This window comes from Streptomyces sp. NPDC005955, assembly GCF_042871255.1.
Classification (GTDB): Bacteria; Actinomycetota; Actinomycetes; order Streptomycetales; family Streptomycetaceae; genus Streptomyces.
Genome location: NZ_JBIAIF010000001.1, coordinates 914543 through 928904, shown reverse-complemented (window position 1 = coordinate 928904; position 14362 = coordinate 914543). Strand labels below are relative to the sequence as shown.

Here is a 14362-nt window from a genome sequence, read left to right as displayed (position 1 = left end):
AACTGCCCGGTCAGGGGCCCGCGTTCCGGATGCGGAAGGTGCGCCGGTACGCGGTGGGGGTGACGCCCAGGGCCGTCTGGAGGTGCTGGCGCATCGACTGGGCGGTGCCGAACCCCGAGGCGTCCGCGACCTGCTCGATGCTCAGGTCACTGGACTCCAACAGGTGGCGGGCGCGCTGCACCCGCTGCTGGACCAGCCACTGCCCCGGACTGATCCCGACCTCCTCGCGGAACCGGCGGGTGAAGGTGCGCACCGACATGGACTCCCGGTCGGCCAGGTCCCGCAGCCGGAGCGGTTCGTGGAGCCGGGTCAGCGCCCAGGACCGGGCCGCGGCGGTCGTCGACAGCGCCGGCTCGGGCACCGGGCGCTCCACGTACTGGGCCTGCCCGCCGTCGCGGTGCGGGGGGACGACGGTGCGGCGGGCCACGTCGTTGGCGACGGCCGCGCCGTGGTCCCGGCGGACCAGGTGCAGGCACAGGTCGATCCCGGCGGCGACCCCGGCGGAGGTGAGGACGTCGCCGTCGTCGATGAACAGCACGTCGGGGTCGACGCGGACCCGGGGGAACAGCCGCTGGAAGTGTTCGGCGGACGACCAGTGGGTGGTGGCGGGGCGACCGTCCAGCCAGCCGGCCGCGGCCAGCACGTAACCGCCGGTGCAGATCGACACCAGCCGGGTGCCGGGACGGATCAGGGCGAGCGCGGCGGCCAGCGCCCCGGTGAGCACCCCGCGTTCGTACACCGGGCCCAACTCGTACGAGGCGGGGACCACGACCGTGTCGGCGGTGGCCAGCGCCTCGGGGCCGTTCTCCACCAGGACCGAGAAGTCGGCCTCCGCGCGCACCGGGCCCGGCGGCCGGACCGAACAGGTGACGACCTCGTACGGGAGGTGCCCGTCGGCGGTCCGGGCCCGCCCCAGGATGCGCTGCGGGATGCCCAACTCGAAGGGCAGCACCCCGTCCAGGGCGAGCACGACGACCCGGTGCCGGGGCCGGGTCGGCGGGTCGGTCGGGCCGGACGGGTCATGCGGGGGCGGGGGGAGCGCGACGACGGCCATGGCCCGATCCTAGTGAACGCTGTCCTTCGGGCCACTCGTTCGGCGGACCGCGGATGCGCCAGCCTGACCGGGTGACCCACACCGCGTCCTCACCGGCCGAACGGACCCCCGACCACGACGGACCGCCCGCCCCCGAGAACCCCGAGAACCCCGGCCCCGGCCCCCGCGCCGGGCGCCGCCGCGTGCACCGGGCGTGGTTCGTTGCCGCCGTCGCCTTCGTGACGATCATCGGCGCGGCGGCGTTCCGGTCGCTGCCGGGGCTGCTGTTCGACCCGTTGGAGGCCGAGTTCGGCTGGTCCCGCGGCACGGTCGGCCTCGCCGTCTCCGTGAACCTCGCCCTGTACGGACTGACGGCCCCCTTCGCAGCGGCCCTCATGGACCGGTTCGGCATCCGCCGGGTGGTCGCCGTCGCCCTCGCGGTGATCGGGGTCGGCTCGGGCGCCACCGTGTGGATGACCGAACCCTGGCAGCTGGTCGTCGGCTGGGGCCTGCTGGCGGGGCTCGGCGCGGGCACCATGGCGCTGGCGTTCGCGGCCACCGTCGTCAACCGCTGGTTCACCGAGCGGCGGGGGCTGGTGACCGGCGTCCTCACCGCCGCCGCCGCGTCCGGACAGCTGGTCTTCCTGCCGCTGCTGTCCTGGATCGTGGAACACCACGCCTGGCGCCCGGCCGCGGTGACGGTGTCCCTGGCGGCCTTCGCGGTGGTGCCGTTCGTCTGGCTGCTGCTGCGCGACCACCCCGCCGACGTGGGCGTCGCCCCCTACGGGTCCCCCGCCTTCGTACCGAAGCCGCCGCCCGTGCCCGGTGCCGCCCGGCGCGCGGTGGCGGCCCTGCTGTCGGCGGCCCGCACCGGACCGTTCTGGCTGCTCGCCGGGTCCTTCGCGATCTGCGGGGCGTCCACCAACGGGCTGATCCAGACGCACTTCGTGCCGGCGGCCCACGACCACGGCATGCCGGTCACGGCCGCCGCCTCGCTGCTCGCCCTGATCGGGATCTTCGACGTGATCGGCACGATCGCCTCCGGCTGGCTCACCGACCGCTACGAGGCCCGCCGGCTGCTCGCCGTGTACTACGCCCTGCGGGGCCTGTCGCTGCTGCTCCTGCCGATGCTGATGGCGCCCTCGGTGCGTCCGCCGATGCTGTTCTTCATCGTCTTCTACGGCCTGGACTGGGTCGCCACGGTCCCGCCGACCATCGCCCTGTGCCGGGAGCACTACGGGGAGGACAGCGCGATCGTGTTCGGCTGGGTCCTCGCCTCGCACCAGCTGGGCGCGGCCCTGGTCGCCTTCTTCGGCGGGGTCGCCCGGGACGTGTTCGGCTCGTACGACGTGGTCTGGTACGCCTCGGGGGCGCTGTGCGCGATGGCGACGCTGATGGTGTTGGTGATCCGCCGGGTGCCGCCCGCTCCGGGGCCCGCCGGCGTACCGGCGGCACGGCCCTAGACTTGCGGACACGGGGTGGTGCGGGTCGGGCCCGGGCGTCGGACGGGGCGCGGTGTCCGCCGCCGCCCCCGCACCACGGCTCACGGACGAGGAACGGAACACCATGGCTCTGTCGATCACCAAGACGCACGGCAGTCTCAATGACATCCTCGTCATCGATGGCGCCCCCACGGACCACTTCGCGCCGGCCGACGTCGAGCGGGCGGTACGGCTGCTCTGCGACCGGGACCGGGGCCTGGGCGCGGACGGCGTCTACTTCATCGCCGACGACGGCGACGGCACCGCGCGGGCGTACTTCTACAACCCCGACGGCTCCGCTTCCCTGCTGTGCGGCAACGGCATGCGCGGTGCGGGCCGGCTGCTGCTGGACCGCCACCAGGCCGAGTCGGTGGTGCTGCACACCGGCCCGTACGCGTTCACGGTCCGGGCGGCCGGGACCACCGGGCACGGGGTGCGGCGGGTGTCGGTGGAGCTGCCGCCGGTGGACTTCGCCCCGGCGCAGCCGATCGTGGCCGGCGCCGACGGCCCCTTCGTGGACGGGGCGCTGCCCGCGTACCACCCGGCCCGTCGGGTCTCGGCGGTCGCCGTGCCGAACTCCCACCTGATCACCGTCCTCGGCGGCCAGGACGCCCCTGACGCCCGCGACGCCGGGGACGGCCGCGACGCTTATGACGCCTACGACGAGGCCGAGCTGATCGCTACCGGGACCCGGGTCGCCGAGGCCGCGGACGCCTTCCCGATCGGCGCCAACGTGTCGTTCGTGCGGCCCCTCACCGCCACCGAGGTATTCGTACGGACGTTCGAGCGCGGGGCGGGGCTCACCCCCTCGTGCGGTTCGGGCGTCGCCGCCTCCCGGGCGGTGCTGTCGCGCCTCGGCCTGGTCGACCCGGAGCAGCCGGTCGTCGTCCGCAACCCGGGCGGCGTGGCCCGCAGCTGGATGCAGGTCCACGGCGACCGCTGGCAGCCGGTGCTGGAGGGCAACGCCACGAACGTGTACGCCGCCGAACTCGATCCGGCGGTGCTGCTCGGCGAGGGGCCCGTCCGCGTGGAGGGCGAGCCCTTCGCCGAGGAACTGCACGCCTTCGCCGCGTTCAACGCGGAGAACCTCGCCGAGCTGAAGGAAGCGGGCGTCGAGACCACGCTGCACGCCCCGTCCCCCGCAGGCCGCTAGGGACGGGAGCGCGCCACCGCGACCCCATTACGGTGCGAGCGCCGGTTGGTCCGCGGCCCACAGCCACGAGCCGTCCGGCTGGCGCCGCGCGACCTCCACGGACACGTCCCCGTTGCTCTGCGTGGCCGCGGTGAGCGCCAGGTCGCCGGTCACCAGCGCCGGGTGCTGCCGGCCCGGGGTGAGCACCGGCGCGACGGCGACGAACTGCTCGAACACCGCACGGATCTCCGCGTGTCCGGTGCTGAGGCTGCCCGGCGGGAACGCCAGCACGGCGTCCGGCTCGTACAGTGCCACCAGCCCGTCCACGTCGCCCGCGTTGGCGCGCTCGATGAAGTACCTGCCCAGATCGTTCGGCTCGGTGGCCGTTTCCTTGTTGGTCATGTGGAGGAGCCTCGCAAGGAATGTGCGACACCTCCTGTCATGTATTGCTTCGGAGTTCTCCCGTGCGCGCTGACCGCTTGGTGTCCCTGGTGCTGCTGCTGCGGCAGCACGGTCGACTGTCCGCGACCGCGCTGGCCCGCGAGTTGGAGGTGTCCACCCGCACCGTGCTGCGCGACGTCGAGGCGCTGTCCGCGGCCGGCGTCCCCGTCTACGCCGAACGCGGTCGGCACGGCGGCTTCGCCCTGCTGCCCGGTTTCCAGACCGAGTTGACGGGGCTGAGCCATGACGAGGCGTTGGCCCTGGTGGTCGCCGGATCACGGCGCGGCGCCCAGGTGTTCGGACTCGGCACGGCGCTCGCCTCGGCCATGCGCAAGGTGGTGGACGCACTGCCGGAGAGCTACCGGGCCACCGCGGCCGGCGCCGCCCGGCGCCTGCTCGTCGACCCGGAGGCCGACCTCCTCGCGCGTCGACGGGTCACCGAGGAGGTGCCGGACGCCGTCCTGACCGAGGTGCGGCGCGCGGTGTTCGCCGGGCACCGGCTGCGCCTCCACTACGCGGCCGTGGACCGGGACCCGACCTGGCGCACGGTGGACCCGATCGGGCTGGTCACGGTGCGCGAGCAGGGCTATCTGCTGGCCACCCGGGACGGCGCGGACCGCACCTACCGGCTGTCGAGGGTGCTGGCCGCCGAGGAACTCGCCGAGCCGGCCCGGCGGGCCGACCGGGTCGACCTGGACCGGGCGTGGCAGGAGCGCAGCACCCGGTTCCGGACCGGCGGCGACCAGGTCGCCGTGCTGTTGCGGACGGACCCGGCGCGACGGGCGGAGGTGGTGGGCACCGCGCTGGCCGTCCTCGCCGAGGAGGTCGACGCGGACGGCCGGCTGCGGCTGGAGGTGACCTTCCAGGACGCGCGGCACGCCGAGTGGGCGCTGTGGCGGCTCGGTGCGGACGGTGAGGCGCTGGCCCCGCAGTGGTTGCGGGACTCCCTGCGCGAGCAGGCCGCCGCGATCGCCGCCCGCTACGGGGCGCCGTCCCGGGACGGTGGTGCCCCCGGGTGCCGGCCGTCGTGACCGGGGGAACCGGTCACGACGGCCGGACGGGTCAGCGACCGCCGAAGGGCTGCCGCGGGCCCGGGAGGTGCGGTGCGCCGGGTGCAGAAGCGCGGGCGTCGGCCGTCGGGGCCGGGGCCGCGTTGACCGCGCAGGTCACGTTCTTCGACGGGAGCCGGCCCGTGGTGAGGTACCGGGTGGTCAGGTCCTCGGCGCAGGCGCTGATTCCGCGCCCGTAGACGCCGTGCCCCTCGCCCTCGTCGACCAGGACGTACCGGGAGCCCTTCAGGGCCCGGTGCAGACCGCGGGCGGCGACCGGGGGCGTCTGGGAGTCCCACTCGTTCTGGACGATCAGCGCGGGCACCTTGTTGTTGACCACGGTGGTCGGCTCGACGGGGGGCTTCCAGAAGGCGCAGGGCACGATGTTGGACACCGAGTCGCCGAAGAAGGGGTACCGCGCGCTGTCCCGGCGGGAGTCCGCCTGGTACACCGCGGGGTCGGTGGGCCACTGGGTGTCACCGCAGGTCGCGGCCACGTACGCGGAGAGTTCGTTGTCGGTCGGGACGTACGGGGGGTTCGGCTCGACCGGCTTGCCGGCGGCGGCGTCCTTCAGCTTCACCACGAACTCGGCGCCCAGCTTCGGGCGGTACATGTCCCAGCGCATCCAGTCGCGGATCTCGGCGCCCGTGTACGGGTGGCCGCCCAGGTCCAGCGGGGTGCGGTCGGCCTGCTCGACGAGGGCGTAGAAGGTCCGCTTGACCTCCGCGGGGGTGTTCCCGAGGCCGTACGTCGTCGCGCGCTCGGCGGTCCAGCGGGCCCAGCGGTCGAACGCGGGCTCGGCCTCGGACGCCCACGCCTGCACCATGCCCCGCCACACGAGCTTCGGGTCGACGGCGCTGTCGAGGACGAACCGGTCGGCCCGGCGCGGGAACATCTGGGTGTACACGGCGCCCAGGTACGTCCCGTAGGACAGACCGAAGTACGAGATCCGCCGCTCGCCGAGGGCCGCCCGGATGCGGTCCATGTCCCGGGCCGTGTTGCGGGTGGTGAAGTGGTTGATGTCCGGGTTGTTGGCCCGGCACTTGGCGGCCACGTCCTTCGCCCAGGCCACGTCCTTGGCGAAGGTCGCCTCCGTGTACGGCCGGAAGGTCAGCCGCTCGTTGCGGGTGGTGGTGCCGCAGTTCAGCGGGCTGCTCGTGGCGACGCCGCGCGGATCGAAGCCGATGAGGTCGTAACGGTCCTTGACGGACTGGGGCAGGGTCTCGGCCATCCACAGGGGGTAGAAGAGGCTGGGGCCGCCGGGGCCGCCCGGGTTGAACAGCAGCACGCCCCGTCGCTTGGCGGGGTCGGCGGCCTTGATCCGGGAGACGGACAGCTCGGTCGTCCGGCCCTTCGGCTTGCGGTAGTCCACGGGGACGGTGAGCGTCGCGCACTCCACGGTCGTGGTGGGCAGGTTCGGGTCGCAACTGCCCCAGCTGAGTTGCTGGGCGGCGGCCGCCGGTGCCGCGGCGGTCGCGCCGGGGCGGACGTCCTGGCCGGACGCGACGGCGGGGAACGCGGGGGCGAACATCGCGGTGACGCCGAGGGCTATCACCGGAACTCTTCGTCGGGTGCGCATGGGGTGCCTTCGTTAGCTGGGATCGAGACAGGGGGGAACAGCGCTGGTCGAAGGCCCGGAGGGACGGACCGTGGGGTTGGCGCACAGGGTAACGGCCCCTGGCCGAAAAGGAGTTCGGTTGTCAAAAATTTCCCGCGCAGACCGAAACGCCGCCGCTCGGCGATCAGCGGACGCCGCGCCCGCCGTCCAAGAGGTACAACTCAACCCACTGACGGTCCGTCAAGTCCTTGGGGAGGGCGCCGCCCGGCACCCCGTTGCGCCGTGCCCAGTCCCGCACCGCGCGCCGGGAGGTCGTCGGCCGGACGGTGGTGACGATCTGCTCGATGCCCCGGCCCCGCCCGGTGAACGTCCGCCGCACGAAGTCCCGGTACGCCGTCCGCTCGTCGACGGGGAGCAGCGGACGGGGCCGCCGGGTGATCGTCAGCAGCCCGCCGTCGACGCCGGGGCGGGGCCGGAACGCGGCGGCCGGGACCCGGCGGGCCAGTCGGAACGCGTACCAGGGCCACCACTCGGCGGTCATCATCGTCGCCCCGCCGACCCCGGCCCGCCGCCGGGCGACCTCCCACTGCACCAACAGCACCGCATCGGTCCAGTGCGGGGCGGCGAGGATGCGGCGCAGCATCGCCGTGGTCGCGTGGAAGGGGAGGTTGCCGACGAGCACGTGCGGGGCGGCCGGCGGCCTGTACCGCAGGAAGTCGGCGCGCACCAGGGTGGTGTCGGGGCCGGTGCGGCGTCGGAGCCCTGCCACCCGGCGGGGGTCGATCTCGACGCCGGTCAGGGGCCGCCGCAGTTCCTGGAGCGGCAGGGTCAGTGCACCGTCGCCGGTGCCGATCTCGACGATCGGGCCCTCGGTGCGGGCGACGAGGTCCACCACCGCGCGGATCACCGCACGGTCCACGAGGAAGTTCTGCCCCAGCTCGTGGCGTCCGCCGGGCGGGGCGTCGAACTGCTCGGCGGCGGGGGCGGCTTCCCCGTGCGGGAAGCGGGCGGTGCGGCGGGAGGAGGGCTGGTGGTGCCTGGGCATGGGTGGGAGCTCCGCGGCTTTCGAGGGAGCCGGGCGGCGCGGGGCCGCCCGGCGGGACGCTCGGGGCGGCGGTACGTCTCGGGGCGCGCAGGCACGGACCGTACGGGCCCGGTCAGGGGCGACGGACGGTCGCGGCGCGGCGCGGTGGGGAGGGTGCCGCCGCTATGCGCGGCGGGTGCGGGTCGAGGCGACGCCCGCGCAGGAGATTCCACTCATGCCGCGAGTGTAGGCAGCACCCTCCCCACCGGTCACCCGGTTTTCCCGGCCGCCAGCCGGACCTCCCGGCCCCGCCAGCGCCCGCGCAGCCAACGGTCGTGACTGGCCAGCACGATCGCACCGGGCCCGGGTCCCAGGGCGTCCTCCAACTCGTCGCACAGCCGCGGCGACAGGTGGTTGGTGGGCTCGTCCAGCAGCACCAGGTGCGGCGGTCGGGCCACCAGCAGCGCCAGCGCGAGCCGGCGGCGCTGCCCGACCGACAGGTGCCCCACCGGCTTGCTCAGCTCGGCTCCGCCCAGCAGCCCCAGCGAACGCAGGGGCACCGCGTCCGCCAGGTCGGCGCCGAGCACCTGCGCGTACAGCGCGTCGGCGGTGCGCTCCGGACGGTCGAAGACGGTGTCCTGGGCGAGCAGCCCGACCGTCAGCCCGGGCCGTCGGCGAAGCCGCCCCTCGGCGGTGAGGCGGCCGGCGAGCACCGCCAGCAACGTGGACTTGCCCGTCCCGTTGCCGCCGGTCACCAGGAGCCGTTCGCCCGCCGCCACGTCGAGCCGGTCGAGCACCAGTCGACCCGGTACCCGCACCTCCCGCAACGACACCAGGGCGCTCTCCGGTTCGGCCGCCTCGACCGGGGCCCTCGCGGCGAGCGCGGTGCGCCGCAGCCGCAGCGGCTGCGGCGGCTCGCCGACCTGCTCGCGCTCCCGCGCGTCCAGCCGGCGGGCGGCGTCCCGCACCCGCTGGGACACCTGCTTCTCCACCCGGCCCGCACGCCGGCCGTACCCCATCTTGTTGCCGTCGGGACGGGGGCGACCGTGCGCGACCCGGTGCGCGGTCACCCCGGCCGCGTGGCGCAGCGCTGCCAACTCCGCCTGCTCCTCGGCGTACTGCTGCTCCCAGCGCGCCCGCTCGGCGCGTTTGGCCGCCTGGTAGGCGCGGTAGCCGCCGCCGTACCGCACCGGGCCGTCCACCGCGGGGTCGAGGTCGATCAGATCGGTGCAGACGGCTTCGAGGAACGCCCGGTCGTGACTGGCGAGCACCACAGCCCCGGGCAGGGCCCGCAGATGCTCCTCCAGGAAGGCCGCGGCAGCGTCGTCGAGGTGGTTGGTGGGCTCGTCCAGGAGCAGCGCCGCGGGCCGGCGCAGCAGCAGTGCGACCAGCGCCAGCCGGCCGCGCTGCCCGCCGGAGAGCGACCCGAGGGGCCGGTCCTGGGCGAGTGTTCCGAGGCCGAGTCCGGCGAGCACGAGCGCGGCCCGCCGGTCGGCGTCCCAGGCCTCCCGTTCCCGGGCGCGTTCGAGTCGCCGGCCGTAGGCGTCGAGCAGCGCGGGGTGCGCGGGGGAGTCCTCGGGGGTGTCGGCGAGCCGTTCGGTGAGGCGGGCCAGGGCCGCGAGGTCGTCGCGGGCCTCGCGCAGCGCGTCGTCCAGCACGTCGGCGAGGGTGGCGGCCGGGTCGAAGGGCGCTTCCTGGTGGAGGAAGCCCAGGTCGGCGGGGCGGTTGACGGTGCCGCCGTCGGGTTGGTCGACCCCGGCGAGCACCCGCAGCAGGGTCGACTTGCCGGCGCCGTTCTCCCCGATCAGCCCGATGCGGCGGCCCGGCGGGGCGGTGAGGGAGACGCCGTCGAGGACCCGACGGCCCCCGAGCACACGGACGACGTCTTCGGCGAGCAGGGGCGGTTGCGGCATGGGAGGTCCGTCCGACGTGAGCGGTTTCTCGGCCCGCCGGGACGTGCCTCGGGCGCGGGCGCGGTCATCACGTCGGCGGATCACCCCCGGGGGGCTCCCGTCTCCGTGAGCCGTCCGTCGGCCAGCCGCAGCCAGCGGTCCACCCCGATCCGGTCGAGGAACCGCTCGTCGTGGCTGATCACCACGAACGCGCCCTGGTAGGAGCCGAGGGCGCCCTCCAACTGTTCGGTGCTGACCAGGTCCAGGTTGTTCGTCGGCTCGTCCAACAGCAGCAGGTGCGGCGCGGGTTCGGCGCACAGGACGCAGGCCAGGGTGGCCCGCAGCAACTCCCCGCCGGACAGGGCGCCGACCGGGAGGTGGGCCCGGGCGCCCCGGAACAGGAAGCGGGCCAGCAGGTTCATCCGCTCGGCCTCCGTCCGGTGCGGGGCGTAGACGGTGAAGTTCTCCGCCACGGTGCGCTCGGGGTCCAGCAGGTCCAACCGCTGCGACAGGTACGCGGTCCGCCCGTCGGCGTGCCGGCTGCGCCCGCCGTCCGGCACCAGGTCGCCCTGGACGAGACGGAGCAGGGTGGTCTTGCCGGCGCCGTTGGGGCCGGTCAGGGCGATGCGCTCGGGACCCCGCACCGTGAGGTCGACGCCGGCGCCGGCGAACAGCGCCCGCTCCCCGTGGTGGACCTGGAGGGACTCGCCGAGGAAGAGGGTGCGCCCGGCGGGGACCCGGGTGTCGGGCAGGTCCACGGTGAGCCGCTGTTCGTCCCGCAGGGAGCGCTCCGCCTCGTCGAGCCTGGCCTTGGCGCCGCTGACCCGGGCGGCGTGCGTCTGACCGGCCCGGCCCGCCGACTCCTGCGCGCCGCGCTTCATGTTCCCGGCGAAGATACGGGGCAGTCCCGCGTCCTTCAGGCCCCGGGCGGCGTTGCTGGCACGGCGCTCGGCCCGTTCGCGGGCCTGCTGCAACTCCCGCTTCTCCCGCTTGAGTTCCTGCTCGGCGTTGCGGACGTTCTTCTCGGCGACCTCCTGCTGCGCCCGCACGGCCTCCTCGTAGGCGGTGAAGTTCCCGCCGAACAGCCGCAGTTCCCCGTGGTCGAGTGCGGCGATCCGGTCCATGCGGTCGAGCAGCGCCCGGTCGTGGCTGACCAGCAACAGGGTGCCCGACCAGTCCGCCAGCACCTCGTACAGCCGGTGCCGGGCCCCGGCGTCCAGGTTGTTGGTGGGTTCGTCGAGCAGCAGCACGTCGGGGCGCCGCAGCAGTTGGGCCGCCAGCCCCAGGGAGACGACCTGACCGCCGCTGAGGGTGCCCAGGCTCCGGTCGAGGGCGAGGCCGCCCAGGCCGAGCCGGTCCAACTGGGACCGGGTGCGCTCCTCGACGTCCCAGTCGTCGCCGACGGTCGTGAAGTGCTCCTCGCGCACGTCCCCCGACTCGATGGCGTCCAGGGCGCGGATCACCTCGGCGACGCCCAGCACCTCGGCGACGGTCAGACCGGCGGTCAGCGGCAGGGTCTGCGGCAGGTAGCCGAGGGTGCCGGCCACCGAGACGGAGCCCGCGGTGGGCCGCAGCTCACCGGCGATCAGCTTGAGCAGGGTGCTCTTGCCGGCGCCGTTGGGCGCGACGAGACCGGTGCGGCCCGTGCCGACGGTGCAGGACAGGTCCTGGAAGACGGGGGTGTCGTCGGGCCAGGAGAAGGACAGGTTCGAGCAGATGACGGTGGCGTCGGACATGCGGAGACCTCGCGGGAGGAGGGCGCGGCACACCCGCGGCACACGGGGCGCGTGGAAGGCGCGGCAGCGTGCGCGGTGGCGGGCTCGCCCTCGACAGACAGGGACGTGGGGGGACGACTGCGCGGGCCACGGCGACGGCGCTCTGCTGCGCCCGTCGTGGCCGGTCAGCCCCGGGTATCACCCGGAGATGTCGTCGTCACCCGCCATGTCTGCACTCCTCGGGAGGGGTCACTGGTCCCGCCAGCGTAACAGCGGCCGGGGCGGGGGGCTCGTGGATTTTGGGGCGCCGGGGGGCGTTCAGCGGGTGCTGACGGGCAGGCGGCGGGCGACCGCCTTGGCTATCCGCGGGGCGTCCCGGGCGAGTTCCCTGAGCATGCCGCTGAGGGGGTTGGTGAAGCCGGTGAAGTACAGGCCCGGCGCGCTCTTGGCGCACCGCCGCCCGTGCACCAGCGGCCGCCCGTCCGGGCCGAGCACCCCCAGGTGCCCGACGAGCGGGGTCAGGGCGCGGTCGTAGCCGGTGGCGGCGATGACGGTGTCCGGTGCGATCCGGCTGCCGTCGCGCAGGACGACCGCGTCCACGTCGAACGACTCCACGGCGGCCACCACCTCGACCCGCCCGCCCCGCACCGCCTTCACGAAGCCGACGTCCTGCACCGGGATCGCCCCCTGCCGCGCCCGGGTGTACAGGCCGGTCCGGGGCCGGGGCAGTCCGTGCGCCGACAGGTCCGGGACGCTCACCCGGGCCAGGAGCCGGGCCAGCCGGTCCACCACGGGCGCCGGGACCCGGCGGACCAGGACGGCGGTGGCCTGCGCGGGCCAGCCCAGCACGGACCGGCGGACGATGTGCGGAACGGTGCGGATCGCGATCCGCACCCGGGTGGCGCCGCCCTCGGCCAGGTCCAGCGCGATCTCGGTACCGGTGTTCCCGGCGCCGACCACGAGCACGTCCTGTCCCGCGTACGGGGCGGGCTCCCGGTAGCGGGAGGCGTGCAGCAGCGTGCCGGCGTACGTCTCGCGGCCCGGCCAGTCGGGCTCGCGCGGGGTGTGGCTGTGGCCGGTGGCGACGACGACGGCGGCGCCGGCGAGTTCCCGTCCGCCGGTGGCGCGCAGCACCCAGCCCTGACCGTCGGGCGCCGGGTCGACCCGGGTGACCTCGACGCCGGTGACCACTTCCAACGCGTGGTGCTCGGCGTACTTCTCCAGGTACCGCACCAGGTCGGCGCGGGCCACCCAGCGGCCGAAGACCCGGGGGATCGCCAGTCCGGGCAGCGCGGAGCGGCGCCGGGTGGTGTGCAGCCGCAGCCGCTCGTAGTGCCCGCGCCAGGAGGCGCCCACCGCGTCGGACTTCTCCAGCACCACGGCCCGCACCCCCCGGGAGCGCAGCGCGTACGCCACGGCGAGGCCGCCGGGGCCGCCGCCGATGACGTAGACCGGGCGGTCGTCCGTGCGCAGCAGGGCGGCTTTGTCGTGGTCTGTGGTGACGGCCATGAGCAGCGAGCGTAATCCCGTCCTGAGTTGATTGGTCTCGGTCAAGACCGAAATGCGTTGCGAATTGATCACGAGGGGCGTTCGTGGGCCAGGAGGGGCCGTCCACCGGCCATTCACCGGCCATCCGACGGCCACGAGCTGCCATGCGACGGCCACCGGCCGCCCGTCCGGTGGCCGCTCGTGGCGGGCGGGCGCATCGGTGTTCAATGAACGTATGAGTGAGACGCGCGGTACCGGGAACGACACGACGGCGGCGACCCCGCTCCTGAGGGGCGCGGGACTGCTGCTCCGCTCCTGGGACGCCGAGGCGCCGGCCGACGTCGACGCCTGGGTCCTCGGTCACACCGACCCGGAGTTCCTGCGCTGGAACACCCCCGTGATCGGCATCACGGGCCCGGCGGACGCCCGCCGGTCGATGGCCTCCCGTGCGGAACAGGTCGAACGGGGCACCGCGGCCTCCTTCTGCGTCACCGACGAGCGGACCGGCGCGATCCTCGGCCACCTCGGCATCAGCAACATCAACGACGCGATGCGGGTGGCGATCGTCGGTTACTGGACCTTGCCCGAGGCCCGGGGCCGCGGTGTCGCGAGCCGGGCCCTGGCGCTGGCGAGCGGCTGGGCCTTCGCGCAACGGGGTCTGCACCGACTGGAGTTGGGCCACGCCCCGGGGCACGAGGTATCGTGCCGCATCGCCGAGCGGGTGGGCTTCCGCGCCGAGGGGACCCTCCGGGGCGCGATGTACGAGGCGGGCCGGCGCGACGCGTTCCGTGACGTCCATCTGCACGGACGGCTCGCGACGGACCCGTACCCGCCGCTGCCCTGAGCCGCCGGCAGCCGGGCCGACACCACGAGGAGCCCCGTGCACCCTGCCGAGACCACGCCCGCCTTCGACGAGCTGCGGGAACTGCTGGGGGAGCCCGGCTTCACCGGTGCGGACCCGGCCGCCTGGACCGCCCTGGAGCGGGAGTTCGGCCTCGTCCTCCCCGCGGACTACCGGCACGTCCTGGACGCCTACGGCGCGATCCTGATCAACAACCAGCTCACCCTGTTCCACCCCGCGACCCGCTGGTTCAACCTGGCCGAGCAGATCCGGGACGAACCCGAGCGGTGGGCGGACGCCGACCCGGAGGTCCTGCCGCCGCACCCGTTCGGCACCGGTCCCGGCGAACTGTTCCCCTGGGGGCACTCGGCCTGCGGCGCGCGGGCGTACTTCCGGCTGCCGCGCGATGCGGCGGACGCCTGGGCCGTCGGCGTCATCGACCGGGTCGAACTCGACTACCTCGAAAGTCCGTTGACGTTCACGGCGTGGCTGCTGGCGTACCTTCGCGGTGAGGACCCGGGGCTGAACTCCGCGCACTTCGCGCCCGGGCGGCCGTTCTTCCGCGTATTGCCGCAGCCCGACGATCCCGGGAGCGGCTGAGGTCGGGTGCCTGCCCCGACCGGTTCCCGTCACGGTACCCCCGGGGGTGCGTCGTTGCCTGCGGGTGGGCGGTGGTTGCTCGCGCAGTTCCCCGCGCCCCTTTCAGGG

At 74.6% G+C, this 14362-nt stretch carries 12 protein-coding genes; 5 read left to right on the top strand and 7 right to left on the bottom strand.

The genetic code is table 11. From position 1 onward, the window contains the following. Positions 1–10 precede the first annotated feature (10 nt). Positions 11–1054, bottom strand: a complete 1044-nt coding sequence (locus tag ACFYOU_RS03945; RefSeq protein ID WP_391303365.1) for a helix-turn-helix domain-containing protein — start codon at positions 1052–1054, stop codon at positions 11–13. A gap of 53 nt (positions 1055–1107) precedes the next feature. Here ACFYOU_RS03945 and ACFYOU_RS03940 point away from each other — a divergent pair, with 53 nt between their 5' ends. Together ACFYOU_RS03940 and dapF are read left to right on the top strand one after the other, a co-directional pair. After that, positions 1108–2496 (top strand): MFS transporter, encoded by a 1389-nt coding sequence (locus ACFYOU_RS03940; protein ID WP_391303363.1) that lies wholly within the window; start codon positions 1108–1110, stop codon positions 2494–2496. Positions 2497–2599: 103 nt separating this feature from the next. Beyond that, on the top strand, positions 2600–3667 hold the full coding sequence (gene dapF / locus ACFYOU_RS03935) for a diaminopimelate epimerase (protein WP_391303361.1): 1068 nt from the start codon (positions 2600–2602) through the stop codon (positions 3665–3667). A 27-nt stretch (positions 3668–3694) separates the two neighbouring features. Here the strand turns inward: dapF and ACFYOU_RS03930 are convergent, their stop codons facing one another. After that, positions 3695–4048 carry a YybH family protein gene (locus ACFYOU_RS03930; protein ID WP_387009638.1) on the bottom strand — a complete coding sequence of 118 codons (354 nt, stop codon included), beginning with the start codon at positions 4046–4048 and terminating at the stop codon, positions 3695–3697. A 62-nt stretch (positions 4049–4110) separates the two neighbouring features. Between ACFYOU_RS03930 and ACFYOU_RS03925 the strand changes: the two genes are divergently transcribed. Continuing rightward, a complete protein-coding gene (locus ACFYOU_RS03925; RefSeq protein ID WP_391303358.1) occupies positions 4111–5118 on the top strand; it encodes a WYL domain-containing protein in 1008 nt (335 codons plus the stop codon). A 31-nt stretch (positions 5119–5149) separates the two neighbouring features. On the opposite strand, the gene ACFYOU_RS03920 is transcribed toward ACFYOU_RS03925, so the two are convergent. From ACFYOU_RS03920 to ACFYOU_RS03900, 5 genes are all read right to left on the bottom strand, one after another. Further along, positions 5150–6715, bottom strand: coding sequence for an alpha/beta fold hydrolase (locus tag ACFYOU_RS03920; protein ID WP_391303356.1), 1566 nt, complete (start codon positions 6713–6715; stop codon positions 5150–5152). Positions 6716–6878: 163 nt separating this feature from the next. After that, positions 6879–7739: a 23S ribosomal RNA methyltransferase Erm gene (erm, locus tag ACFYOU_RS03915; protein ID WP_391303354.1), complete on the bottom strand. Its 861-nt coding sequence runs from the start codon at positions 7737–7739 to the stop codon at positions 6879–6881. A 248-nt stretch (positions 7740–7987) separates the two neighbouring features. Continuing rightward, positions 7988–9631, bottom strand: coding sequence for an ATP-binding cassette domain-containing protein (locus ACFYOU_RS03910; RefSeq protein ID WP_391303352.1), 1644 nt, complete (start codon positions 9629–9631; stop codon positions 7988–7990). Positions 9632–9711: 80 nt separating this feature from the next. Continuing rightward, positions 9712–11346 carry a ribosomal protection-like ABC-F family protein gene (gene abc-f, locus ACFYOU_RS03905; protein WP_391303349.1) on the bottom strand — a complete coding sequence of 545 codons (1635 nt, stop codon included), beginning with the start codon at positions 11344–11346 and terminating at the stop codon, positions 9712–9714. A gap of 297 nt (positions 11347–11643) precedes the next feature. After that, positions 11644–12834 (bottom strand): NAD(P)-binding domain-containing protein, encoded by a 1191-nt coding sequence (locus ACFYOU_RS03900; protein WP_391303347.1) that lies wholly within the window; start codon positions 12832–12834, stop codon positions 11644–11646. A 214-nt stretch (positions 12835–13048) separates the two neighbouring features. Between ACFYOU_RS03900 and ACFYOU_RS03895 the strand changes: the two genes are divergently transcribed. Together ACFYOU_RS03895 and ACFYOU_RS03890 are read left to right on the top strand one after the other, a co-directional pair. Further along, positions 13049–13657: a GNAT family N-acetyltransferase gene (locus tag ACFYOU_RS03895; RefSeq protein WP_391303344.1), complete on the top strand. Its 609-nt coding sequence runs from the start codon at positions 13049–13051 to the stop codon at positions 13655–13657. Positions 13658–13693: 36 nt separating this feature from the next. Continuing rightward, the gene (locus ACFYOU_RS03890; RefSeq protein ID WP_389765677.1) at positions 13694–14254 is read left to right on the top strand and encodes an SMI1/KNR4 family protein; all 561 of its coding nucleotides are present in this window, start codon (positions 13694–13696) and stop codon (positions 14252–14254) included. Positions 14255–14362 lie beyond the last annotated feature (108 nt).

What these genes read in the sequence shown, in the direction of transcription:
- ACFYOU_RS03945 (WP_391303365.1), bottom strand. Translation starts at nt 1,054, where the DNA reads ATGGCCGTCGTCGCGCTCCCCCCGCCCCCGCATGACCCGTCCGGCCCG.
- ACFYOU_RS03940 (WP_391303363.1), top strand. Translation starts at nt 1,108, where the DNA reads ATGCGCCAGCCTGACCGGGTGACCCACACCGCGTCCTCACCGGCCGAA.
- dapF (WP_391303361.1), top strand. Translation starts at nt 2,600, where the DNA reads ATGGCTCTGTCGATCACCAAGACGCACGGCAGTCTCAATGACATCCTC.
- ACFYOU_RS03930 (WP_387009638.1), bottom strand. Translation starts at nt 4,048, where the DNA reads ATGACCAACAAGGAAACGGCCACCGAGCCGAACGATCTGGGCAGGTAC.
- ACFYOU_RS03920 (WP_391303356.1), bottom strand. Translation starts at nt 6,715, where the DNA reads ATGCGCACCCGACGAAGAGTTCCGGTGATAGCCCTCGGCGTCACCGCG.
- erm (WP_391303354.1), bottom strand. Translation starts at nt 7,739, where the DNA reads ATGCCCAGGCACCACCAGCCCTCCTCCCGCCGCACCGCCCGCTTCCCG.
- ACFYOU_RS03910 (WP_391303352.1), bottom strand. Translation starts at nt 9,631, where the DNA reads ATGCCGCAACCGCCCCTGCTCGCCGAAGACGTCGTCCGTGTGCTCGGG.
- abc-f (WP_391303349.1), bottom strand. Translation starts at nt 11,346, where the DNA reads ATGTCCGACGCCACCGTCATCTGCTCGAACCTGTCCTTCTCCTGGCCC.
- ACFYOU_RS03900 (WP_391303347.1), bottom strand. Translation starts at nt 12,834, where the DNA reads ATGGCCGTCACCACAGACCACGACAAAGCCGCCCTGCTGCGCACGGAC.
- ACFYOU_RS03895 (WP_391303344.1), top strand. Translation starts at nt 13,049, where the DNA reads ATGAGTGAGACGCGCGGTACCGGGAACGACACGACGGCGGCGACCCCG.